This is a genomic window from Algoriphagus iocasae (assembly GCF_014206875.1).
Lineage (GTDB): Bacteria > Bacteroidota > Bacteroidia > Cytophagales > Cyclobacteriaceae > Algoriphagus > Algoriphagus iocasae.
In genome coordinates, this window is the sequence record NZ_JACIJO010000002.1 from 1,530,566 (window position 1) to 1,552,984 (window position 22,419).

General features: G+C 39.8%; 17 protein-coding genes. 10 read left to right on the forward strand and 7 right to left on the reverse strand.

Going from position 1 to position 22,419, the window contains the following annotated elements:
• Nucleotides 1–272: 272 nt before the first annotated feature.
• Complete coding sequence (locus FHS59_RS14130) at nt 273–1,853, forward strand: peptide chain release factor 3 (RefSeq protein ID WP_184495978.1); 1,581 nt, start codon at nt 273–275, stop codon at nt 1,851–1,853.
• Between the two features lie 38 nt (nt 1,854–1,891).
• On the opposite strand, the gene FHS59_RS14135 is transcribed toward FHS59_RS14130, so the two are convergent.
• On the reverse strand, nt 1,892–4,309 hold the full coding sequence (locus FHS59_RS14135; protein ID WP_184495980.1) for a TonB-dependent receptor plug domain-containing protein: 2,418 nt from the start codon (nt 4,307–4,309) through the stop codon (nt 1,892–1,894).
• A gap of 551 nt (nt 4,310–4,860) precedes the next feature.
• Entirely contained in the window at nt 4,861–6,507 is a 1,647-nt protein-coding gene (gene ade, locus FHS59_RS14140; RefSeq protein ID WP_184495982.1) for an adenine deaminase, read from the reverse strand.
• Nucleotides 6,508–6,637: 130 nt separating this feature from the next.
• On the opposite strand from ade, the gene cmk reads away from it, so the two are divergent.
• The 9 genes from cmk to FHS59_RS14185 all read left to right on the forward strand — a co-directional run bounded on the left by cmk (nt 6,638) and on the right by FHS59_RS14185 (nt 14,410).
• Complete coding sequence (gene cmk, locus FHS59_RS14145) at nt 6,638–7,342, forward strand: (d)CMP kinase (protein WP_184496118.1); 705 nt, start codon at nt 6,638–6,640, stop codon at nt 7,340–7,342.
• Nucleotides 7,326–8,222: a 4-hydroxy-3-methylbut-2-enyl diphosphate reductase gene (locus FHS59_RS14150; protein ID WP_184495984.1), complete on the forward strand. Its 897-nt coding sequence runs from the start codon at nt 7,326–7,328 to the stop codon at nt 8,220–8,222. Before cmk ends, FHS59_RS14150 begins: the two co-directional genes overlap by 17 nt.
• Before the next feature lie 137 nt (nt 8,223–8,359).
• Nucleotides 8,360–9,712, forward strand: coding sequence for a Na(+)-translocating NADH-quinone reductase subunit A (locus tag FHS59_RS14155; RefSeq protein WP_184495986.1), 1,353 nt, complete (start codon nt 8,360–8,362; stop codon nt 9,710–9,712).
• 3 nt (nt 9,713–9,715) lie between these two features.
• Complete coding sequence (locus FHS59_RS14160; RefSeq protein WP_184495987.1) at nt 9,716–10,918, forward strand: NADH:ubiquinone reductase (Na(+)-transporting) subunit B; 1,203 nt, start codon at nt 9,716–9,718, stop codon at nt 10,916–10,918.
• Entirely contained in the window at nt 10,905–11,669 is a 765-nt protein-coding gene (gene nqrC, locus FHS59_RS14165) for an NADH:ubiquinone reductase (Na(+)-transporting) subunit C (RefSeq protein WP_184495989.1), read from the forward strand. The genes FHS59_RS14160 and nqrC overlap by 14 nt, the downstream gene beginning before the upstream one ends.
• A 30-nt stretch (nt 11,670–11,699) precedes the next feature.
• Nucleotides 11,700–12,383, forward strand: coding sequence for an NADH:ubiquinone reductase (Na(+)-transporting) subunit D (locus FHS59_RS14170; RefSeq protein ID WP_184495991.1), 684 nt, complete (start codon nt 11,700–11,702; stop codon nt 12,381–12,383).
• A gap of 16 nt (nt 12,384–12,399) precedes the next feature.
• Nucleotides 12,400–13,011, forward strand: a complete 612-nt coding sequence (gene nqrE / locus FHS59_RS14175; RefSeq protein WP_184495993.1) for an NADH:ubiquinone reductase (Na(+)-transporting) subunit E — start codon at nt 12,400–12,402, stop codon at nt 13,009–13,011.
• A gap of 129 nt (nt 13,012–13,140) precedes the next feature.
• Nucleotides 13,141–13,770, forward strand: coding sequence for a 3-keto-disaccharide hydrolase (locus tag FHS59_RS14180; protein WP_184495994.1), 630 nt, complete (start codon nt 13,141–13,143; stop codon nt 13,768–13,770).
• Nucleotides 13,771–13,855: 85 nt separating this feature from the next.
• Nucleotides 13,856–14,410, forward strand: coding sequence for a DUF502 domain-containing protein (locus tag FHS59_RS14185; protein WP_184495996.1), 555 nt, complete (start codon nt 13,856–13,858; stop codon nt 14,408–14,410).
• 53 nt (nt 14,411–14,463) lie between these two features.
• Here FHS59_RS14185 and selD read toward each other — a convergent pair whose 3' ends face one another.
• The 5 genes from selD to dnaE all read right to left on the reverse strand — a co-directional run bounded on the left by selD (nt 14,464) and on the right by dnaE (nt 22,244).
• On the reverse strand, nt 14,464–15,504 hold the full coding sequence (gene selD / locus FHS59_RS14190) for a selenide, water dikinase SelD (protein WP_184495998.1): 1,041 nt from the start codon (nt 15,502–15,504) through the stop codon (nt 14,464–14,466).
• Nucleotides 15,476–16,531, reverse strand: coding sequence for a tRNA 2-selenouridine(34) synthase MnmH (gene mnmH / locus FHS59_RS14195; RefSeq protein ID WP_184496000.1), 1,056 nt, complete (start codon nt 16,529–16,531; stop codon nt 15,476–15,478). Before mnmH ends, selD begins: the two co-directional genes overlap by 29 nt.
• 67 nt (nt 16,532–16,598) lie before the next feature.
• Nucleotides 16,599–16,919, reverse strand: a complete 321-nt coding sequence (gene trxA, locus FHS59_RS14200; RefSeq protein ID WP_184496002.1) for a thioredoxin — start codon at nt 16,917–16,919, stop codon at nt 16,599–16,601.
• 156 nt (nt 16,920–17,075) lie between these two features.
• A complete protein-coding gene (locus FHS59_RS14205; protein WP_184496004.1) occupies nt 17,076–17,846 on the reverse strand; it encodes a lipoprotein in 771 nt (256 codons plus the stop codon).
• Nucleotides 17,847–17,957: 111 nt separating this feature from the next.
• Nucleotides 17,958–22,244: a DNA polymerase III subunit alpha gene (dnaE, locus tag FHS59_RS14210; RefSeq protein WP_184496006.1), complete on the reverse strand. Its 4,287-nt coding sequence runs from the start codon at nt 22,242–22,244 to the stop codon at nt 17,958–17,960.
• Nucleotides 22,245–22,419 lie beyond the last annotated feature (175 nt).

Genomic DNA, 22,419 nt, shown 5'->3' on the forward strand with positions numbered 1-22,419 from the left:
GATGAAAATGCATACTCCCAAAACTTGCTTCATTATTCACAAAGCTCACTGTTGGATAACTATGTTGCCACTATCAAAAATTTCGTATATCGTATTTCGTAAATCTTACATCTTTATATTTTCAGAATAGAAAATGGATTCTAACCCTATCGAGAATCTCGTATCTCGTATCTCGTATTTCCCAATTCATATTTCCCCAAATTCTCCTTTGGAACTTCTGTCTCATTTTTAGTGGTTTTTCCCTACCTTTGCCCCCTAATTTGATGTCTCCCATGAGTTTGAAAGAAGAAATCCAGAAGCGTAGAACCTTTGCCATTATTGCTCACCCGGATGCGGGTAAGACCACTTTGACTGAAAAACTGTTGCTTTTTGGTGGTGCAATCCAGACTGCTGGTGCCGTAAAATCGAATAAAATCGATACCGCAACCAAGTCTGACTGGATGGCGATCGAGAAGCAAAGAGGGATCTCTGTTGCTACTTCTGTCATGGGATTTGAATACAAGGATGTCAAAATCAACTTGCTTGATACTCCTGGTCACCAGGATTTCGCAGAAGATACTTACCGTACTTTGACTGCGGTGGATTCTGTCATCATGGTAATTGACTGTGTGAAAGGGGTGGAGATGCAGACTGAGAAATTGATGGAAGTGTGTCGCATGAGAAATACTCCTGTAATCTGCTTTATTAATAAGCTCGATAGAGAAGGTCGTGATCCTTATGAATTGATCGAGGAAGTAGAGCAAAAGCTAAACATTCAATGTCACCCTCTTTCCTGGCCAATCGGTATGGGAAAAAGCTTCAAAGGAGTTTACAATCTTTTTGACCATAAACTCAATCTTTTTACTCCTTCTCAACGAAAACTGAGCGATGTTCGTCAGGTTTTTGAAGATGTGCAAGATCCGGAATTGGAAGAGTTGATCGGTAAAAACTTTGCCAATCAATTGCGCGAAGATGTGGAATTGATCGAGGGTGTTTATCCTGAATTTGATACGAAAGAATACTTAGAAGGGAGAGTTGCTCCGGTTTTCTTTGGCTCTGCAGTGAATAATTTCGGGATCAATGAGATGCTGGATACTTTTATCAAAATCGCTCCTGCTCCAAAAAGCCGTAGAACTGAAGATCGGGAAGTGATGCCTGATGAGAAAAAATTCTCTGGTTTTGTGTTTAAGATCCACGCGAATATGGATCCCAATCACCGAAACAGAATTGCTTTCTTGAGAATTTGTTCAGGTACTTTTGAGCGAAATAAACCTTACAACCATGTGCGTGGCCCGAAACCTTTACGATTCTCTAATGTGACCCAATTTATGGCGCAGGATAAAGAAATGATCGATGAGGCATTTCCAGGGGATATTGTGGGGCTTTATGATACCGGAAACCTGAAGATCGGCGATACGCTGACCGACGGCGAAAACATGCAGTTTGTTGGGATTCCTAGTTTCTCGCCCGAGATTTTCCGCGAGGTGGTAAACAAGGATGCGATGAAGACCAAGCAATTGGAAAAAGGACTTCAGCAATTGATGGAAGAAGGAGTGGCACAGCTGTTTACTTTTGATATGGGTTCTAGAAAAGTAGTGGGTACGGTTGGGCAACTTCAGTTTGAGGTCATCCAATTCCGTCTTAAAAACGAATACAATGCGACGGTGGAGTTTCACCCGATGAATCTATACAAAGCCTGCTGGATCACCAGCAAGGACAAAAAGCAGTTAGAAGAGTTTGTCCGATCCAAAAACCGTCACATAGCTCACGACAAAGATGGCAAGCTGGTTTTTATGGCCGAATCAAAAGCCTGGCTTCAGATGGTGATGGATAATTATCCTGAGATAGAATTTCACTTTACATCTGATATTTAAAAGCAAGCCCTTCAGAATTAAATAGTCTGGAGGGTTTTTTACTTTTCAATTTTGTAGCTGAATCTCCCAACACCAATTTTTCCTTGAGTGCTGAGTCCCTCAATCTGGCCAAAAACTTCAGTTTCTATGTCATGGTTATAGAATGACACCGATGCTCTTCCCAAGGAATCAGTTTGGATAAATGGCTCCCAAAAAATTGTGGCTCGTCGATCCGGTTTTGGATTGTTTATGTTTTGAACCGGATATTTAGGAGAGTAAAATTCCTTCTGAACTTGATACCCTTTTAAGACCAGGGTTTCTGCTTCTTGCTTAATGGAGCTTTTTCCGTTGATACTTTTTCTTGTGTAAAACCCTATAGCTCCGTTAGCTCCTCTTGATCCAAAGACAGCAGTGTCTGGACCTTTCCATACGGTATAACTTTCGATATCTTGGACTGGGATGGTAATCAAACTTTTAATATCAATGGGAATGTCATCGATCATAATCAAAGGATCTGTTCCATTCTTGATAGAACCATATCCTTGAATCAATACTTTCCAATCTGAGCCATTTCCCGAAACTTGCACACCTGAAACACGTCCCCGAACCAGTTCCAGAGGATGCTGTTGATTTTCAAGACCTGGATTTCCGGCTACTTGCACTTTTACCGAACCCTCTCCATAGATTTTTGGACCTGTGTATTCTGGTTCAATTTTCTTGCCTTTGACCTCCACTCCATCTAATAGGTACTCAGAGTTATCTAAATCAAAGGCCTTATTGCTGTTTTTACGAAGCTCTGATTCACTTAGGAAAGATTTGGGCAAAGCAGCTTTTTTTGAATTGAATAAAGGCTGATTATTCGGGATTTTCGGAAAAAGATAGCTGGTGTCAAGAAGAATTAAGCCTGCTTTCCCATTTTCAGCTTTTCCTTGCAATACCAGTTTTGTGGTGTCAAAAAAGACTAGATCAGTGAGTTCAAAGCTGCCCTTTTCTGTAGTTTGAGCGGTTTTAGAATCTGGAAAAGGGAATAATGAAAGATAGGAAACAGAACCTGCAGCCAAAGGATTTTGGTTTTTGTCCACCAGTTTCCCCTTTACTGTTATCCCTTTTTCAATTGGATATTCAGGCTTGGCAATATTTCCTTCTAGAGCTTCCGAGATAGTAAACTTTCTCCATCCCTGCGTCATCATCAATAAATCCAAAGCTTCTTCACGATCCTGATTTTCTGGATTGAAATAATAACCCGGGGATTCTAGATGCCCTTTAAGTTCAGAAGACATCAAAAGATAAGATTGAATCGTTTCACCGTTTTCATCCAAATAAATCTGTCCACCATCGACAACATTTAAGGAAAAGTTGGCGATCACAGGATTGCCATTTTGATCTTTAGCTTCTATATCGAGATGTACCGAATCTCTAGGAGCATAGGACATTTTATCAGGGTTGACAGAAATCTGAATTTGATCTTGATAATCGATGAAAACCAGCCGCTCAGACAATGGATTGCCCTCTTCATCCATCACAGTGATTTGGGTGATTCCAGAAGGAAATTCCTTTTTAGGGATTTTGGAAAATGAAATCTTATTTGATAAATCAATTCGGCTTGTTGCTCCGACCAAACCTCTTGTTTGAGCTAGCAACAAAACTTGTTTCAGTTCTGAGTTTTTGCTGGATTGTATTTTGATGAGTAGGTCGTTTGACTTAGGTGAATTGGTCACTGATAAGAGTATTCCTGATGCTAAGGAATTTGGCAATTGGATAGTTTGTCCAGTTTCTTTTACTCTTGCCTGATAGTTTTTTCCTTTCTCAGGGATGAAAGCGAAAACCCCCATCCCTAGATGATTGCTTTTAAACTCCCTTATTATATTTCCATTTTCCAGAATTTCACCTGTAACATTTCGGCTCCATCCATCCCTACCTATTGCTTTGAAAGCCAATTTATTCATCAAACCCTCAATAAGATTTCCTCCCTCTGGGAAAAACTGGAGGTCTATAACGTCTTTTGGAAATTCATTTTCTCCTTTCTCTTCTATTCCGCTCACAATTGTGATTTGTTTATGGAAAAAGTATTCCTCTTCCGAATTCCTCATCCAGTTGGTATAAGCTCTCAATAGATAGCTTCCCGGTGGAATTGAATCAGGTAAAGTCAAATATCCTGATGCAAATCCATCAGGAGAAAAAATTTTATGATGTTTAATGATTTGCCGGCCTGTATCGATCAACTCTATATAAATAGTATTGCTGAGTGTGGAGGTTTGATGAAATGGACCTGCGGTCAAATAGGTTTTGAACCAAATCGTTTCGCCTAAAGCATAAAAATCCCTGTCTGTATGAACATAAGCTTTCTCTTGGGGTCTTTCAGAAAGATATTTCTCAAAAGAAGAAATGATTCTATCCAGCGGATCATTTACTGGAATGTATGAAGACAAAAAAATAAATAAAACTAAAACAGAAACTGTGTAATGATACTTTGTCAATCTGAAGGTTTTTAAAAAGCGAGGATAGTTAAATCAATTAAACTAAAAATTTGATTTTAGGTTAGTTTTTCGGTTGAACAAGTCAAAATTATTTTTTGGTTTAACCATTTAGCCAGCAGTTGAATTTCAGTATTAATAAGGAACAAACTCCTCTTTCCCCCTAAACCTGGATGGTTTTATATTATCATAAGTATTAAAAGCACCACATTTATCGCAATCCTGAAAATAAAGGCAATGTTATTCTTAACTGGATTTTCAATATTTTCTTTGTGCTTGATACTCTGAAAGAAATAATAGGATGAGGCTATAATTGTCAAGCAGACGACGAGAATCAATGGAATAGTCAGAAAGTTTAACTCCTCAATTCTGCTTGCAAACGCATTGATAATAAATGAGATCATGGTCACAATGCTCCCGATGGAATGAGCCTTGTGGATTTGAGATAAAAGATGGGCGTCTGTATCTTTCAAAATAGGACAAATAATTTTTTAGCAGAAAAGAAGAAAGAAAGTTTCAGAATGAACTATAAGCTAAGTTTTGGGCTTCATCGGTCACCCAGCATCGGGCATCGGACTTTCTAAAAACACCTCCTCAAACTCAAACTTCTGCCCATTAAACAAGCCTTTGTCACTTAGCTTCAAATCAGGAATCACCAGCAAGGCCATAAAGCTCAGCGTCATAAATGGCGAGTTCAGTGTAGCTCCCATATCTTTTGCTAGTTTGTCTATTCGAGTGTAGGCTTTAGCGACTTCATATCCATCCGAAGCAGACATAATTCCGCCGACTGGAAGTGGGAGAATTTCTTCCTGGTCTCCGGAAACCGCAGAAACTCCACCTTTGGCTTCAATGATTAAATTGACAGCTTTGCAGATGGATTTATCATCGATCCCCACAGCAATAATATTATGAGAGTCATGTCCGACAGAGGAAGCAATTGCGCCAGTTTTCAATCCAAAGTTTTTGATAAACGCCACCGCCGGAGCAGCATCTTCGTAGCGATTGACTACAGTGATTTTTAGGATGTCTTCGGTTGGATTTGATTCGGCAAAGCCGTTTTTGATCAAAATTTCTCCTGAGATTTCCGGGGTGATCAATTGACCATCCAATGCTTCGATGACTCTGACTTTATTTCCATGGGCTTTGATTTGAAAGTCTTCGGGCTTTTTGAGCGAAGTATGGAAATTATTGATAATCTCATTTTTGATCGGTTTGATCAGTGTTTCTCCATTTTCTGCAACTTTTGCTCCATTGATAAAAGTGCTGATGACTTGGAAGTCTTTCAGGTCTTTCACTAAAATAAAATCTGCAGGATCCCCTTCTCTAAGTTGCCCAATATTCATCGCATAGTGAGCGATAGGATTCAGGCAAGCAGCTTGAAGTACCTTGAATAAATCTTTGCCTTTTGCGACAGCTCTGGCAGCTAGTTCATTGATATGGGAAATGGCGAGATTATCCGGGTGCTTATCATCTGAGCAAAACATAATTTGATCCGGAAATTCATCGATCAGATCAATCAGGGCTTCAAAGTTTTTTGCAGCGGAACCTTCACGAATCGCGATTTTCATCCCCAGTTTGATTTTGCCCAGTGCCTCTTCATAGGTAAAGCATTCATGATCGGTGCTAGGCCCTGCTGAGAAGTATTTCTCTGCCAATTCGCCTTTGAGTCCAGGAGCATGACCATCGATGGGTTTTCCGTATTTCTTCGAGATCCGAATTTTCTCCATCACCAGCTCATCCCGATTCACCGTTCCGGGCCAATTCATCATTTCCGCCAAATAGTGGATCTCAGGTCTGGACATCAGGTTTTCTATATCAGCTGCATCGATTTCTCCACCTGCAGTTTCAAAAGGAGTTGCAGGGACACATGAGGGAGCACCAAAGTAGAATTTAAAAGGGACCTGTTTTCCATTTTCAATCATATAATCCACCCCTTTCATGCCGCAGACGTTGGCGATTTCATGTGGATCGGAAACTGTGGCAACAGTCCCATGACAGACCGCCAACCTTGCAAATTCCGAAGGAACCAGCATGGAACTCTCCACATGCACATGAGCATCTATAAATCCAGGCATTAGGAATGGTAGGTTTTCATCCGAATCGATGCGATTAATTGCTTGGATTTTTCCATCAGTAATTTCAATCGAGACGGGATAAATAGACTTTTGGAGAATGTCAACCAGTTGTCCTTTGAGAATCATGGAGAAACAATTAAAAATTTTGCAAAGCGCCCGTGAATTGATCAGGTCTTTCTGCTGTTGGGAATAGGTTTAGATTAAAACTACTATATTTGTGGCTGAAATAAAAAGCGGATTAAAGCAGGTTTTTTCGATGGGTAAAATCGTCATTGCAATTGATGGATATTCAGGATGTGGAAAGAGTTCAACCGCCAAGGCAGTTGCAAAAGAATTGGGCTACACCTATATCGACACTGGGGCAATGTACAGAGCTGCTACCCTTCATTTTTTGAACAATTTTGTCACGCTTTCTAATCCACATGAGGTAGAAAAAGCCCTCAAATCACTAGATATCAGCTTTCATTTTAACCCGGAAACAGAAAAGCAAGAGACTTTTCTCAATGGGTTGAATGTGGAAAATGAAATCCGAAAGATGAAAATCTCGTCTAAAGTAAGTGAAGTTGCTGCAATCAAGGAAGTTCGAAAAGAACTGGTTGCGCAGCAAAAGGGGTTTGGTAAGAAGAAAGGAGTGGTCATGGACGGACGAGATGTCGGTTCTGTAGTATTCCCGGATGCCGAATTAAAAGTGTTTATGACTGCTAATCTCCACACCCGCGCTGAAAGACGTCAGCAGGAGCTCCTTGAAAAAGGAGAAATGGTTGATTTGGAGGAAATAAAAAATAACCTGGGGGAAAGAGATCGGATAGATTCTTCCCGCGAAGTTGGCCCATTGATCAAAGTATCTGATGCCATAGAAATTGACACGAGTTATATTGATTTTGAAGATCAGGTAGCTCAAATCGTCGATCAGGCAAAGAAAATCATCGAAAAAGAGAAAAGCTATGCAGGTAACCATTGATAAAAATTCAGGTTATTGCTTCGGAGTGGAGTTTGCCATCAAGATGGCAGAAGATGAGATGGAACAAAGCGATCAGCTTTATTGCCTTGGAGATATCGTCCATAATGATATGGAGGTAAAGCGCTTACGCGAAAAAGGCTTAGTGGTGATTGATCGTGAAGAATTGCAGGAATTAAGCAATTGCAAAGTGTTGATTCGTGCTCACGGAGAACCGCCGGAGACGTATAAAACTGCGATTGAAAACAATATCGAATTAATAGATGCTTCTTGTCCAGTTGTTTTAAAATTACAACATAGAGTAAAGACTGCCTTTGACCGCATGGAGCGTGAGAATGGTCAGATCGTCATTTATGGTAAGAAAGGACATGCGGAAGTGATCGGTTTGACTGGTCAGACTTTGGAGAAGGCTGTGGTGGTGATGGAAGAAAGTGATCTGGAAAAAATAGATTACACTCGTCCTGTAACTCTCTTTAGCCAGACCACAAAAAGCACCAAAGGATTTTACGATCTGTCTCAAAAAATCGAAGAAAGAATCAAAAATGCCAATTCCGAAATGGAAGAGGTGCCATTTAATGCAAATGATTCTATTTGTCGCCAAGTTTCCAATCGCGAACCGCAACTTCAGCGCTTTGCCCATGAAAACGATGTGATTCTTTTCGTTTCCGGAAAGAAAAGCTCCAATGGAAAAGCACTATACCAGGTTTGTCTCAATGAGAATAAGAGAAGTTATTTCATTGAAAATGAGACAGAAATGAATTCAGAATGGTTTAAACCTGAAGATAAAGTTGGTGTTTGTGGAGCGACATCTACGCCGATGTGGCTGATGGAACAAGTAAAATCTCATTTAGAATCAATGGAAGAAAGTGCTTTGCCGATCTGATTTAAATATCACCTTCAGAAATAATTGGCAACCATTCTCTTAAAAAGTGAAACATAATATCCCAGATACTCCCTAAATAAAATTTGTATTTATTAGATTTGGGGCGTTTTTCAAAGGCTCATAGTTCAAAAACAGATATGTCTAAAATAGTGAAGCTTAAGAAGGGTTTTGACCTCAAACTGGTAGGAAAGGCTAATCAAGAGTTAGCTGATTTTGCTCCAGCTCAAACCTTCGCCATTAAGCCGACGGACTTTATTGGCTTGCAAAGGCCTAAAGTACTTGTCAACGAAGGAGATACCGTAAAGGCTGGTACTCCCATCATGTTCGATAAAGCCATGGATCAGGTAATCTACACTTCACCGGTTTCCGGTCAGGTAGTAGAGGTCAAAAGAGGAGAGAAGAGAAAGCTTCTTGAAATCAAGATCCAAGCGGACGCAACCATCACCCACGAAGATTTAGGAAAAGCCAATTTAGCCTCTCTTGACAGAGATGCTTTAGTTGCTAAAATTGCCGGTTCTGGCGTTTGGCCTTCCATCATCCAAAGACCATACGGGATTGTAGCAAATCCTGCTGACACTCCTAAGGCTATTTTCGTATCTGGTTTTGATACAAATCCTTTGGCAGCTGATTATGGTTTCACTCTGAAAGGTGATGAGAACTACTTCCAGGCTGGTATTGATGCTTTGGCAAAACTTACTACTGGTAAAGTTCATCTAAACCTTGATGGTGCTAACCCAACTCCGGCTGTTTTTGCAAATGTAAAAAATGCAGAAATCAACAAATTTTCCGGTCCACACCCAGCAGGAAACGTAGGGATTCAAATCCATCATTTAGATCCTATTAATAAAGGAGAAATTGCATGGACTGTTAACCCTTATGGAGTTGTTCAGATCGGTAAATTGCTTTTGGAAGGTATTTATGATGCCTCTAAAGTTGTAGCAGTGACGGGTTCTGAAGTAACCAAAGCTGCTTATGTGAAAACTTACACAGGAGCAAACGTTTCAACTTTCACAAAAGGAAATCTTAATTCAGGTCATGTCAGAGTGATTTCTGGAAATGTTCTTTCCGGAGAGAAAATCTCTTTGGATGGCTACATTGGATATTATCACAACCAGATTACTGTTATCCCTGAGGGAGATTATGAGGAATTCTTGGGTTGGATCAAACCAACTACTTCCAAGTTGAGCTTTAGTAAGGCTTTGGGTATTTTCTCTTTCCTAAACAAAGGAGAGTTTAAAGTAGATACGAATACTCACGGTGAAGAAAGACCATTTGTGGTGACTGGAGTTTTTGAAAAAGTACTTCCAATGGATATCCTTCCTACTTATTTGTTTAAAGCGATCGTTTCTGAAGATTTTGACGAAATGGAAGAGCTTGGACTATATGAGATCATTGAAGAGGATGTGGCATTGTGTGAGTTTGTAGATCCTTCGAAGAACGATTTGCAGGAATTGGTAAGAAATGGGATTGAATTATTAATGTATAGTTAAAATATGAAGGCATTACAAAACTTATTTGATAAGCTAAAGCCGAATTTCGAAAAGGGTGGAAAGTGGGAGAAATTCTACACTCTTTATGAAGGACACCGGACGATTGCTTTTGCTCCTGATTTGACTACAAAGGCAAAAGGTGCGCAGATTAAAGATGCTGTAGATTTAAAAAGAGTCATGATCACGGTAGTAATTGCCATGATCCCTGCTTTGATTTTCGGAATTTTGAACGTAGGATATCAGCACTTCCTAGCTGTAGGTGAAGAAGTGACTTGGGTGGACAGAGCACTTTTCGGTGCCATGGCCGTTCTTCCTACTTTAATTGTTTCTTATGCGGTAGGTCTATTGACAGAATTTACTTTCTGTGTGATCAGAAACCACCCAATTAGTGAAGGATACTTGGTATCAGGGATGTTGATCGCCCTAGTGATGCCTCCATTTATTCCATTATGGCAAGTGGCATTGGCTACAATCTTTGCCGTAGTAATCGGAAAAGAGGTTTTTGGCGGTACTGGTATGAACATCCTAAACGTAGCAATGACAGCAAGAGCATTCTTGTATTTTGCTTATCCTGCTCAGATTTCAGGTGATCAGGTTTGGACTTACCTAAGTGGTGAAACAGCTGTAGATGGTTTCTCTGGAGCAACTGCTCTTTCTGTAGCTTACAATGCTGGAGTAGAAGGAACACAAACAGCTGTTGAAGCTCTAAATGCTCACAATGCTTCTATCGGAGGTGATTTCAGCTTTATGAATTTATTCATGGGTTGGGTTCCTGGTTCTATCGGTGAAACTTCTACTTTGATGGCTTTGGTTGGAGCGATTATCTTGATCGCAACAGGCGTAGCAAGCTGGAAAATCATAGTTTCTGGTTTTGCAGGAGCTTATGTGATGGGTACAGTATTGAATCTTTTGGCAGTGAATGAATACATGGCTATTCCACCTCAATACCACTGGGTAATGGGAGGTATGGCTTTTGGATTGGTTTTCATGGCAACTGACCCGGTATCAGCGGCGCAGACAGAAACTGGAAAATGGATCTATGGTATGTTGATCGGTGTTTTGACTGTCATCATCCGAGTGACTAACCCAGCTTATCCAGAAGGGATCATGCTAGCAGTATTGTTAATGAACGTATTTGCTCCATTGATCGATTATTATGTAGTAAAAGCTAACAAAACAAGGAGGTTACAACGTGCAACAGTCTAACGCTTATATCATTACTTTCTCTGTCATTTTGACCGTAGTACTGGGTTTATTACTTTCCGGTACAGCTCAGGTTTTAGGTCCAAGACAGCAGGAAGCCATTGCTTTGGATAAGAAAAAGCAAATTCTAGGTGCTGTGATCAGCGGTGAAGAAATTTCAGCAATGTCTCCTCAGGAAGTAAACCAATATTACGAAAGTCATATTGGTGCTACTGTAGTAGATATCAATGGAAAAGAAGTTACTGAAAAAGATGGTGTAGCAGTTTCTGCCGAAAACGTAGACGTTGCTAAAAACTATAAGCTTCCAGCTGAAGATAGACTTTATCCAGTTTTCATTTATCATGAAGAAGGGGATGATTCTAAAGTAAAATCCTATATCCTTCCTTTATACGGAGCAGGCCTATGGGATGCAATCTGGGGATATCTTGCTTTGGATACAGATATGAATACTGTAGGTGGAATTACAATGGCACACGCCGGAGAAACTCCTGGACTTGGTGCAAGAATCACTACTCCCGAAGTTCAATCTAGATATTCAGGTAAAGAGATTTTTAATGAGTCTGGAGAATTGGTAGGAGTGGAAATGCAAAAAGGTGAAGGGAAGGATTATTCTTCTGAGCCACACAAAATTGATGGAATGTCAGGTGCTACTATTACAGGTACTGGCGTCAATAATATGGTGAAAAGTTACCTGAGTCATTATAAGGCTTATATTGAGTCAAAGAAATCTTCTCAGGCAGTAGCCGCTCTTTAATCGAATTAAAACTCACTGAAATTTATCAATATGAGTGCTGAAACTATAGAAAAAGCGATTGTCAAAAAGCCAGCAGAGGCTTTCCTTTCCAAGCGCCGTAAAAAATTAGTAACAGATCCTTTAGTGGATGAAAACCCAATTACTATTCAGGTATTGGGAATTTGTTCAGCATTGGCGGTAACTACACAGCTGAAGCCTACTCTTGTAATGGCGATCTCTGTAATTTTCGTAGTTGCGATGTCTAACTTTGTGATCTCTTTAATGAGAAACACGATTCCTGCCCGAGTTCGTATTATCGTACAGCTTGCTGTGGTTGCTACCTTGGTAACTTTAGTAAGTGAAGTGTTGAAAGCTTTCGCTTACGATATGTATAAAGAACTTTCTGTATTCGTAGGTTTGATCATCACCAACTGTATTGTAATGGGTAGACTTGAAGCTTTTGCTTTGGGTAACAAACCTTATGATTCTGTTTTGGATGGTTTGGGATCTGCATTAGGTTATTCTTGGATTATCCTAACAGTGGCTTTCTTTAGAGAGCTTTGGGGTTCGGGATCAGTGTTCGGATTACCTGTATTTGACACTATTTCAGGTATTTTCGGTCCTGATTTTAAATTGGCTACCAACGGCCTAATGGTTTCTCCTGTGGGTGCTTTTATCATCTTAGGATTGATCATTTGGGTACAGCGTACCAAAACAGGATATGTTGAACACTAAAAACCAGTAAAGAAAAATGGAATTATTTAGCTTAGGTATTCGGTCGATTTTTATCGACAATATGGTTTTCGCTTACTTCCTTGGAATGTGTTCTTTCCTGGCGGTTTCGAAAAAAGTTAGTACAGCTATCGGTTTGGGAGCAGCAGTTATCTTCGTATTGACGGTGACAGTTCCAGTAAACTGGTTATTGAATGAATATGTATTGAAAGAAGGAGCTCTTTCTTGGGTAATGGCAGATCTTGCGTCTGTTGATCTTTCTTTCTTGAGATTCATCATGTTTATCGCGATCATCGCTGCGATGGTACAGTTGGTAGAAATGGTGGTTGAGAAATTTGCTCCAGCACTTTATGGTGCATTGGGTATTTTCCTTCCATTGATCGCTGTAAACTGTGCAATCCTTGGGGGATCACTCTTCATGGCTCAGAGAGATTATACCTTGGCTGAATCTGCAGTTTATGGATTCGGTTCTGGTACTGGTTTCTGTTTGGCTATTGTGGCACTTGCCGCAATCAGAGAAAAACTGAAATATTCTAATGTTCCAAATGGTTTGAAAGGATTGGGTATTACAATGCTTTTGACTGGATTAATGGGAATGGCCTTTATGTCCTTTATGGGTATTGACCTTTAAGATTAGAATTAGAACTTATATAGTAGTAAAAACCCGAAGAAGTAATTCTTCGGGTTTTTTATTTTAATAGGAGAAATTAATTCAAGAATTGGCTTTAAATTTCATGTCAAACTATTAAACACTCGTATTATGAAAAATTTATTTTCATTTGCCATTTGCTTTTTGATCACACTTTCAGTTTCTGCCCAATCTGGAGAATGGGTGGAGCTTTTCAACGGTAAAAACTTAGATGGCTGGAAAATTTCAGAAAACTCTCAATCATTCAAAGTGGAAGATGGAGTAATCAAAGTAGAAGGCCCAAGAGGACATGCATTTTACAATGGAGATGTCGCAAACCATGATTTCAATAACTTCGAAGTAATCGCCGAAGTAAAAACAATGCCTGGAGCTAATTCAGGAATTTTTATTCATACCCAATACCAAGAAGATGGATGGCCAAATGTAGGCTATGAAATTCAGGTAAATCAAAGTCATGGTGATTGGAGAAAAACGGGTAGTGTTTATTCTTTCCAAGACGTGAAAGATGTTTATGTGAAAGATGGAGAATGGTACACTGAGCATATCATCGTACAAGGTGATGTGGTGACTGTAAAGATCAATGGCGAAACAGTGAATGTTTACGACCAATCCAAAGACGAAAACCGTAAAGGTGATTTGGGTACTAAAAAAGTAGACCACGGAACGATAGCTTTGCAGGCCCATGATCCAAAGTCTGTGATTTATTACAAAAGCGTGAAAGTGAAAGTTCTTCCTGATTGATATAGAGAAATTTAAATAGAATAGTATCATCAAGTATAAATCCTGATTAGTTTTGAACCCTAATCAGGATTTTAAATTTATAGCCATGGCTTTTACCTATAAGCGTATTCTTTCTTATTTCTTGCGTGGGTTATTGTTTGTCACTCCGCTGGTAGTGACGATTTATATTATCTTTCAAACCATCCTTTTCCTCGATAATTTAATTCCAGTTCCTATCCCAGGTATTGGGATTTTGATGGTATTGGCATTAATAACTTTTGTGGGCTATTTGGCTAGTTTATTCTTTGCAAAACCGCTTTTTGATTGGTTAGAAAGAGGCTTGGTGAGAATCCCATTGGTCAACTTGATTTATACCAGTATCAAGGATTTGATGGGGGCATTTGTTGGAGATAAAAAAAAATTTTCCTCTCCGGTAAAAGTTCAGATAAGCGACACCTTGATGAGATTGGGATTTATCACGCAAGAGGATATGTCTATTATCGGAGAGGCTGATTTGGTAGCTGTTTATTTTCCCCATAGTTACAATGTGTCAGGAAATGTGTTCTTGGTGCCAAAAGATAAAGTAACACCTTTGGTAGGTGTAAAAAGCTCCGATGTGATGAAGTTTATGGTGAGTGGAGGAGTTTCAACTTTAGTTTAAAAAGATATGATTCATAAAAAGAACAGCCAGCAATTATCGCTGGCTGTTCTTTTTTAGTTCACTTCCACTACAAATTCCCCTTTTTCTTTAAACTTCCCAATTTCCCAAATCACCTGATTCTGTTGCTTCATCGCGTCTTCAAACCATTTTTGGTTTTCTGGATCTACTGCTAGCATAAGACCTCCGCTAGTTTGTGGATCGCAAAGTTTGACCAAATCCATTCCTACCACACCTTTTGTTTTGGCACTATAAGCATTCCAGTTTCGATACGTATTGTCTGGGAAAATAAATTGATTGATGTACTCCTGAATCCCATCGATCAAAGGAAGTTTATGTAATATTATTTCGGCTGAGACCTTGGCCGCGTCGCACATTTCGGTGAGATGTCCAAGCAAACCAAATCCAGTCACATCGGTCATCGCATGAACTTCCTCATGATTCCCTATTATTTCTCCTATAGAATTTAATCTACAAGCCGTGTCAAGTAAGTTGAGGTAATCTTTATCCTGAATTTTTTGTCTTTTTAAAGCAGTGGCCAAGACGCCAATTCCAAGGGGTTTGGTGAGGTAAATGATATCGCCGGCTTTTGCACCTTTATTGGTTTTGATTTTTCGTGGATGCACAATTCCATTGACAGATAGTCCGAAAATCGGGTCTTTAGCTGCAATAGAATGTCCTCCCGCCAATTCTATTCCTGCGGTTTTGCAAATACTTTTTGCTCCCTCCATAACTTTTGCTGCAAGTTCAGGTGCTAACTTCTCTACTGGCCAGCTCAAAATTGCATTGGCAAAAACTGGTTTTCCTCCCATTGCATAAACATCCGAAATGGCATTGGCAGCGGCAATTCTTCCAAAATCATATGGGTTGTCAACAATTGGTGTAAAGAAATCTACGGTGTTGATAATCGCAATATCCTCTGAAACCTGATAAACTGCCGCATCATCTTTTCCAGAGTTACCTACCAAAAGTTTCGGGTCGATTTGAGAAAATGATCCACTTGAGGATAAAATCTGATCTAAGATTGCCGGAGCTATTTTGCATCCGCATCCAGATCCTTCGCTCCACTCAGTGAGTCGGGTTGGTAAGTTTTCCATGAATGATACTCTTAAGCTTTAATAAAATTTCTGTGGATTCATTTAAATCCTTATTTGATAAATCTAAAATTTCGATGGTGTCTGAGCTATGTCTTTCCAAATCGAATTGGTATGTCTTATCATAATAAATCAACATATTTGATATCCAAGACTCATGATTATCATTGAGGATATCCTCAATGGCATTGGTAGTTCTAAGACCTCCCAATTTCTTTTTAAGCCTGTTGACTGCTGCAATAAGTTCTTCTTTCGGTAAATGGGAATATTCTTCCTTAATCAATTGAATCCTGTCTGCTTCTGGCTTTCTGATATCGATCAAAGGAGATTTTGCCATTTGATCAAAAAAATGATCGTTCAACACGATTTTCCCAATCCTTCGACTTTCATTTTCCAGCCAAATGATTTTTTCAGGATCCTTCTTTGCCAATTCTTCTGACATCAGGTTTTCGAATTGCTCCACACTTGGTTGAGGAGCTTGACCGATCGCTCCAAATGCCGATCCTTTGTGATTCGCCAAAGCCTCTAAATCTAAAATCTGTTCTCCTCTTGTTTCGAGTTCTTTCAGAAGTCTGGTTTTTCCCACTCCGGTTTTTCCTCCTAAGACAAGCAGGTTCCAATTCTTTCTTACCTGCTCAAAAGTGAAAGTTCTGTAGGTCTTGTACCCGGCTTTTAGCCGGTATACTTCAAATCCCACCATGCTCAAAAGCCAGGAAAGGATTTGACTCCTCATACCACCTCTCCAGCAATAAACCAGAATTTTCCCATCAGGAAATTTGTCTAAAACAGACTTTTGGATTTCATGAAACCTGGGGCCAACAAGCTCAAATCCTTTTAAGGTAGCCTCAATAGCACCTTTTTCCTTGTAGATGGTTCCGACGATAATTCTCTCCTCATTGGTAAGGATAGGTATATTGCAAGCGTCTGGGATGTGACTTTGAGCAAACTCTCCTTCGCTTCTGGCATCTATCAGAGGGATCTGAGTTCTTAGAGACCAAAACTCTTCCAGTGAAATCAATTTTTCTTTCATCGAACCATTAAGATAAAAAAAAGCCACAAGGAATACCCTGTGGCTTTACTCTTAATAATTATTTCTATTAAAGTTGAGCGTCTAGTTTTTGTGCCAAAACTGATTTTGGAACTGCACCAATTTGCTTATCTACAATTTGTCCTCCTTTGAAGAATAATAAAGTTGGGATAGATCTGATTCCGAAAGCTTGAGCTACTGAAGGGTTTGCATCTACGTCTACTTTTCCGATGACAGCTTTTCCGTCATAATCACCAGCTAATTCTTCTACCACTGGACCGATCATTTTACAAGGTCCACACCACTCTGCCCAGAAGTCTACCAAAATTGGTTGTTCGGATTTGATAATTTCTTCGAAGTTAGCATCAGTGATTTCAATTGCTTTTCCCATTGTATGTTTAGTTTAGATTTGCTTAATTTTTTCAAATATATGAGCAAAAGCCGATTGAAGAATAATAAGTTCCGATCGATTTAAAATTTTTGTCTATGACTTATAGAAGAAATTAATATTCTGATTGAATTACTTGACCTATTTGCTTCAAAAATTTTACTCATAATAGGTGTAATTAACCTTTCCCAATTCCTGTTGTCCAAAATGTAAATCGTAATATATCTCTTCTATTATTCTTCCCATTTCATCATAGAAATATTTTAAAGCTTCAGAGTTCTCTGTTTCAGAAGTAGTCTTTGAAAAAATTCTCCCCATATCATCGTAGTTGATCTGGTAGCTGTAATACGGGATTTCAATGTTTTTATCCCAATAAAAATATTCCTTAATAACCTTATTACTTTCAGGATTTTCGTAAAACATTTCAATTTTCTCTCCAGCGAATGGTAATCGGCCAGTCATTTTCACCTTTCGTTGATTTTCATCATAAAAGAACTCAAGAATTTTGGTGTTTGAATCATTATTCCCTCTGGAGATGCTAGCTATTTGATGGAAGTCTGTATATAGATATTGGGTTGAGTTCAGATATTTCAAGAGACCATTTTCCCTAAAATAATTCTTTGAATAAATAATGTGGCCTAGATTATCGTAATGGTGTACGGAGTAGGAATAATTATCATTGGACTCATATGTTTTAATCGTAAGAATTGAATCACCCGCTTGATTGTAGAAAAATTCCTCATGGCTAATGTTGTTTTGCAATTCCATTGTTTTGGATTTTAATTTTCCTGAAGGGTTTTTTACAACATGAACCAAAAGTGAATCGAGATTTAGAATGTCAAAATCTTCTTGAACTGCTACTGGATTTTCTTCTTCAGTACAAGCAGTTAGATAAAGTAGACTAAAAAGTACTAGGAGATATTTTTTCATTTTGAGTTAGTTTTCAGGTAGTTAAGATAACTAAACTCACTGGTGAAAAAAAATAGCTGAGATGGAAAAATTCCACCTCAGCTTTAAATTTTGAGTTTCAAAGGTCTTGGTTTAAATCACTTTGTAAACCACTTCCGGGATCTCTTTCAATTCTTTGATCATCTCAGCACTTGGATCGATGGAGAATTTCTTTGAAAATAATTCCAATGCTATATTCTCCTTCCTGTCCACAATGTCAAAGTAGAGCTTTGCGTCACCTTTATATTTTTCCGTGATGGCCTCCAGCTTTTCCATCAGGTCTAGGGTCAAATCATCCAAATCAATATTTACACGAAGCCCTTTGACCATTTTTCCACGGACTTCACTGAGCAGCATGATATTGGTGATCTTAAACTCCAATTCATTTTCTGCCCATCTCTTCCCGACAATCTGTCCAGAAAGGTACAAAAACCAGCCTGTCATGAAGTATTCTTTGAATTTCACGTAGTCTTCGCCAAACAGAAAGAATGTAAAACCTCCATGGTAATCCTCCAGCGTCAAGGTTCCAAAAGGCTTTCCATTTTTGGTAGTCCTATGCGCAAAACTGGTTACGGAGCCAGCAATTTTTAATTCCTTCTTGTTCTTTAAACTTTCCAGATCATTTAACTCAGGAAGATTCGCGTTGGTGAAGGATTCGATTTCCAATCGATATTGATCTAGCGGATGCCCTGAAATGTAAAGACCGACTACCTCCTTTTCAATGTTTAGCTGTTGAAGCTGCGAAAATGGCTCCATCGGTGCCACTGAAGGCAAAGGAATGTCCATGCTTCCACCGCCACCTCCAAAAAGACTTACCTGCGCACTATCTTCTTCCTGCTGTACTTTTTGTGCATACTTGGTTGCTTTTTCGATCAAGGTTAAATCTCCATCGGGAGCTTCCAAATATTGACGACGATGATGCTCTTTGAAACAGTCAAACCCTCCAGCCATGGCTAAAGCTTCCATGGTTTTTTTATTTAGAGCTTTGGAGCTTACTCTTTTCGCAAAGTCAAAGATATTTTTGAAAGGACCGTTCGCTTCTCTTTCTTTGATAATTTCATCTACAGCAGCCGAGCCAGCTCCTTTGATTGCAGCCATTCCAAATCGAATTTCTCCGGCTGCATTTACAGTAAACCCATTTTTGGATTCATTGACATCTGGCCCCAAAACTGGGATACCTGCCCGCTTACATTCCTCCATGAAAAACGTCACCTGCGTGATGTCATTCATGTTATTGCTCAGTACCGAAGCTAAATATTCAGCAGGATAATGGGCCTTTAAGTAAGCTGTCTGATAAGCAATCCATGCATAACAGGTGGAGTGGGATTTGTTAAATGCATAGGATGCAAAAGCCTCCCAGTCAGTCCAGATCTTTGAGAGTTTTTTGGCATCATGTCCTTTGGCGGAAGCCTGTTCGATGAATTTAGGTTTCATCTTATCCAGTACATCTTTCTGCTTCTTACCCATGGCCTTTCTCAAAACATCCGCCTCACCTTTGGTGAATCCAGCTAGCTTTTGAGAAAGAAGCATTACCTGTTCCTGATAGACAGTAATCCCATAAGTCTCTTCCAGGTATTCTTTCATATCGTCCAGATCGTACTCGATTGGCTCGATACCATGTTTTCTTTTAATAAAAGAAGGAATGTACGCCAATGGTCCTGGACGGTACAGTGCGTTCATGGCAATCAAATCCGCAAAAACGGTAGGCTTCAGTTCGCGCATGTATTTCTGCATTCCGGCAGATTCATATTGAAAAATACCAACTGTTTCTCCTCTCTGGAAAAGCTCATAGGTCTTTTCATCGTCGATAGGGAAGGTGTCAGCGTCCAACTCGATGCCATGTCTTTCCTTGATGATTTTGATCGCTGTTTTGATCAGAGTCAGGGTTTTTAAACCCAAAAAGTCCATTTTCAAGAGGCCTGCAGATTCTACCACCGAGTTGTCAAACTGGGTACAAACCATGTCGGAATCTTTGGCAAGGGCAACAGGAACGAAATTGGTGATGTCGTCCGGAGTGATGATCACCCCACAGGCATGAATTCCGAGGTTTCGAACTGATCCTTCCAGCATGGTCGCCTGATTGATCGTCTTAGCAGATTCATCCTGACCTTTTGAAATTCTAATTAATTCATCCGCTTTGGCGATCATTTCTCCCTGGCCTTTCAACTTATCAGAAAGTGCAGCTCTGTTTCCTGCCATTCCAAAAAGGGCTTTCAGCTTGATGTCAGGAACTAGGTTTGCTAATCTTCCAGCTTCCGCCAAAGGCAAATTCAATACCCTCGCTGTATCACGGATTGCGGATTTGGCGGCCATGGTACCATAGGTGATAATTTGGGCCACCTGATTCGAACCGTATTTTTTGATTACATAATCAATGACGCTCTGACGACCTTCATCGTCAAAGTCAATATCAATATCGGGAAGTGAAACCCTATCCGGATTTAGGAATCTCTCAAAAAGGAGATCGTACTCGATCGGATCCACATTTGTAATTCCAATGCAATAGGCCACTGCAGATCCGGCAGCCGATCCACGTCCAGGCCCTACAGAAACTCCCATCTTTCTTGCTTCACCGGTAAAATCCTGTACGATCAAGAAATAACCTGGGTAGCCTGTTTTTTCGATAGTAGCTAATTCAAAATCCAAACGTTCTTGGATTTCAGGTGTGATTTCCTTGTATCGTTTTTTGGCTCCTTCATATGTCAAATGCCTCAAAAAAGCATTCTCTCCACGTTTTCCGCCGTCAACATCGTCCTCGGGATGTTTGAATTGATCAGGAATATCGAATTTTGGAAGTAGTACTTCCCTTGCCAATTTGTAAGCTTCGATTTTGTCTACAATTTCCTGCGTGCATTCTATCGCCTCCGGCAAATCGGCAAAAAGCTTTTTCATTTCATCAGGACTCTTGATGTAGAATTCATCATTTGGGAATCCATATCTGAATTCACGTCCTCGTTTCCCGATGTATTTTTTAGGCTTCTCTACCAGTTCGCCGTCTTTCACGCAAAGCAAAACATCATGCGCTTTGGCATCAGTCTTTTCATTGTAGTATGAGTTATTTGCAGCAAAGTATTTTACATCATACTTGCGTGCAAATTCTAAAAGTACCTCATTGACTTTTTCTTCTTCTGGTACTCCATGGCGATTTAATTCGACATAAAAATCATCCCCAAACTGTTCTTTCCACCATACAAATGCTTCTTCAGCCTGGGTTTCTCCGACATTCAAAATCAAAAATGGAATTTCACCCCAAAGGCCACCAGTGGTTGCAATCAGGTTTTCTTTGTACTTCACCAATACTTCTCTGTCAATTCGAGGGACATAGTAAAATCCTTCGATATTGGCGTAAGAAGCTAATTTGGCAAGGTTATGATACCCTGCTTTATTTTTTGCAAGAAGAACGGTCTGGTACCCGTCATCTTTGTTTGCTTTGTTTTTTCTGTCCCGGCAAAGATTGAATTCACAACCTAAAATAGGTTTGAGTTCTTTGCCCATCGCTTCTTTCACAAAATGAAATGCACCCATCATATTGCCATGATCGGTCATCGCAATTGCGTTCATCCCTAGAGATTTTGCGCGGGCTACTAAGGCTGGAATCTCGGAAGTCGCCTGAAGGACTGAGTACTGACTATGGACATGAAGATGTGTAAAAGGAATATCTGTCAAGTCAGAAATATCTGCTCTTCCAGCTTGTTTCAGAATGTCTTTGGCAGCAGCCTTTTGATCATCTTTCGCTTGCGCAAAGTTTGCTTCAGCAAGCTTTGGAGCCTCATAAACAACTTGATCAATTGTGAGTCCTGCTTCTGGAGCTTGGACACCATGTGTGATCAGGCCAAAGAAACATCGAGCCGTCGCGTCCACATCGTAAGCCGCATCGTGAGCGTCACCAAAACCCTTTCCAAAAAGTTTCTGGTGAAGTTCTGTCAACGTTGGCCATTTGTATTTTCCTCCTCTTCCTCCTGGTATCGCACAGAAATCTGTGGATATATCTTTTGTATCCAGTTGAGTAGCGGTGAGAGGCATCGGTGCTTCTGCTCGCAAAAATTCCGAACCTACCACATTGATATCGAACTCTACATTGTGTCCGACGAGGTATTGCGCCTGTCTGACATCTCCTTCGAAAATTCCTAAAATCTGTTTTAGATCATGACCTTCTTTTTCAGCTCTTTTAGTAGAGATGCCATGGACTTTTTCAGCATTGTAAGGAATAGTGAAGCCATCAGGCTTGATGATATAATTATGATTTGAAATCAGTTTTCCCGTCGCATCATGCAGCTGCCAGGCGAGTTGGACCAGCCTAGGCCAGTTGTCAACATCTGACATGGGAGCATTGTAATCGCGAGGGAGACCTGTTGTTTCGGTATCAAAAATTAAATACATACAGCTTGGGGAATTGAGACTTCAAATTAGGGCTAATCTCCGAAAGGAGGCAAGTGAAGTGGAGCTAATTGTCGGGAAAATGAAAAAAATATTCACTCAGATTCTCAAAGTGAAGAGAAAATTATTTTTTCTAAAAATCTCTTGAAATATATATAAAATGGTACGTCTTAACTTT

What these genes read in the sequence shown, in the direction of transcription:
- FHS59_RS14130 (WP_184495978.1), top strand. Translation starts at nt 273, where the DNA reads ATGAGTTTGAAAGAAGAAATCCAGAAGCGTAGAACCTTTGCCATTATT.
- ade (WP_184495982.1), bottom strand. Translation starts at nt 6,507, where the DNA reads ATGATTCTCAAAGGACAACTGGTTGACATTCTCCAAAAGTCTATTTAT.
- cmk (WP_184496118.1), top strand. Translation starts at nt 6,638, where the DNA reads ATGGGTAAAATCGTCATTGCAATTGATGGATATTCAGGATGTGGAAAG.
- FHS59_RS14150 (WP_184495984.1), top strand. Translation starts at nt 7,326, where the DNA reads ATGCAGGTAACCATTGATAAAAATTCAGGTTATTGCTTCGGAGTGGAG.
- FHS59_RS14155 (WP_184495986.1), top strand. Translation starts at nt 8,360, where the DNA reads ATGTCTAAAATAGTGAAGCTTAAGAAGGGTTTTGACCTCAAACTGGTA.
- FHS59_RS14160 (WP_184495987.1), top strand. Translation starts at nt 9,716, where the DNA reads ATGAAGGCATTACAAAACTTATTTGATAAGCTAAAGCCGAATTTCGAA.
- FHS59_RS14170 (WP_184495991.1), top strand. Translation starts at nt 11,700, where the DNA reads ATGAGTGCTGAAACTATAGAAAAAGCGATTGTCAAAAAGCCAGCAGAG.
- nqrE (WP_184495993.1), top strand. Translation starts at nt 12,400, where the DNA reads ATGGAATTATTTAGCTTAGGTATTCGGTCGATTTTTATCGACAATATG.
- FHS59_RS14180 (WP_184495994.1), top strand. Translation starts at nt 13,141, where the DNA reads ATGAAAAATTTATTTTCATTTGCCATTTGCTTTTTGATCACACTTTCA.
- FHS59_RS14185 (WP_184495996.1), top strand. Translation starts at nt 13,856, where the DNA reads ATGGCTTTTACCTATAAGCGTATTCTTTCTTATTTCTTGCGTGGGTTA.
- selD (WP_184495998.1), bottom strand. Translation starts at nt 15,504, where the DNA reads ATGGAAAACTTACCAACCCGACTCACTGAGTGGAGCGAAGGATCTGGA.
- mnmH (WP_184496000.1), bottom strand. Translation starts at nt 16,531, where the DNA reads ATGAAAGAAAAATTGATTTCACTGGAAGAGTTTTGGTCTCTAAGAACT.
- trxA (WP_184496002.1), bottom strand. Translation starts at nt 16,919, where the DNA reads ATGGGAAAAGCAATTGAAATCACTGATGCTAACTTCGAAGAAATTATC.
- FHS59_RS14205 (WP_184496004.1), bottom strand. Translation starts at nt 17,846, where the DNA reads ATGAAAAAATATCTCCTAGTACTTTTTAGTCTACTTTATCTAACTGCT.
- dnaE (WP_184496006.1), bottom strand. Translation starts at nt 22,244, where the DNA reads ATGTATTTAATTTTTGATACCGAAACAACAGGTCTCCCTCGCGATTAC.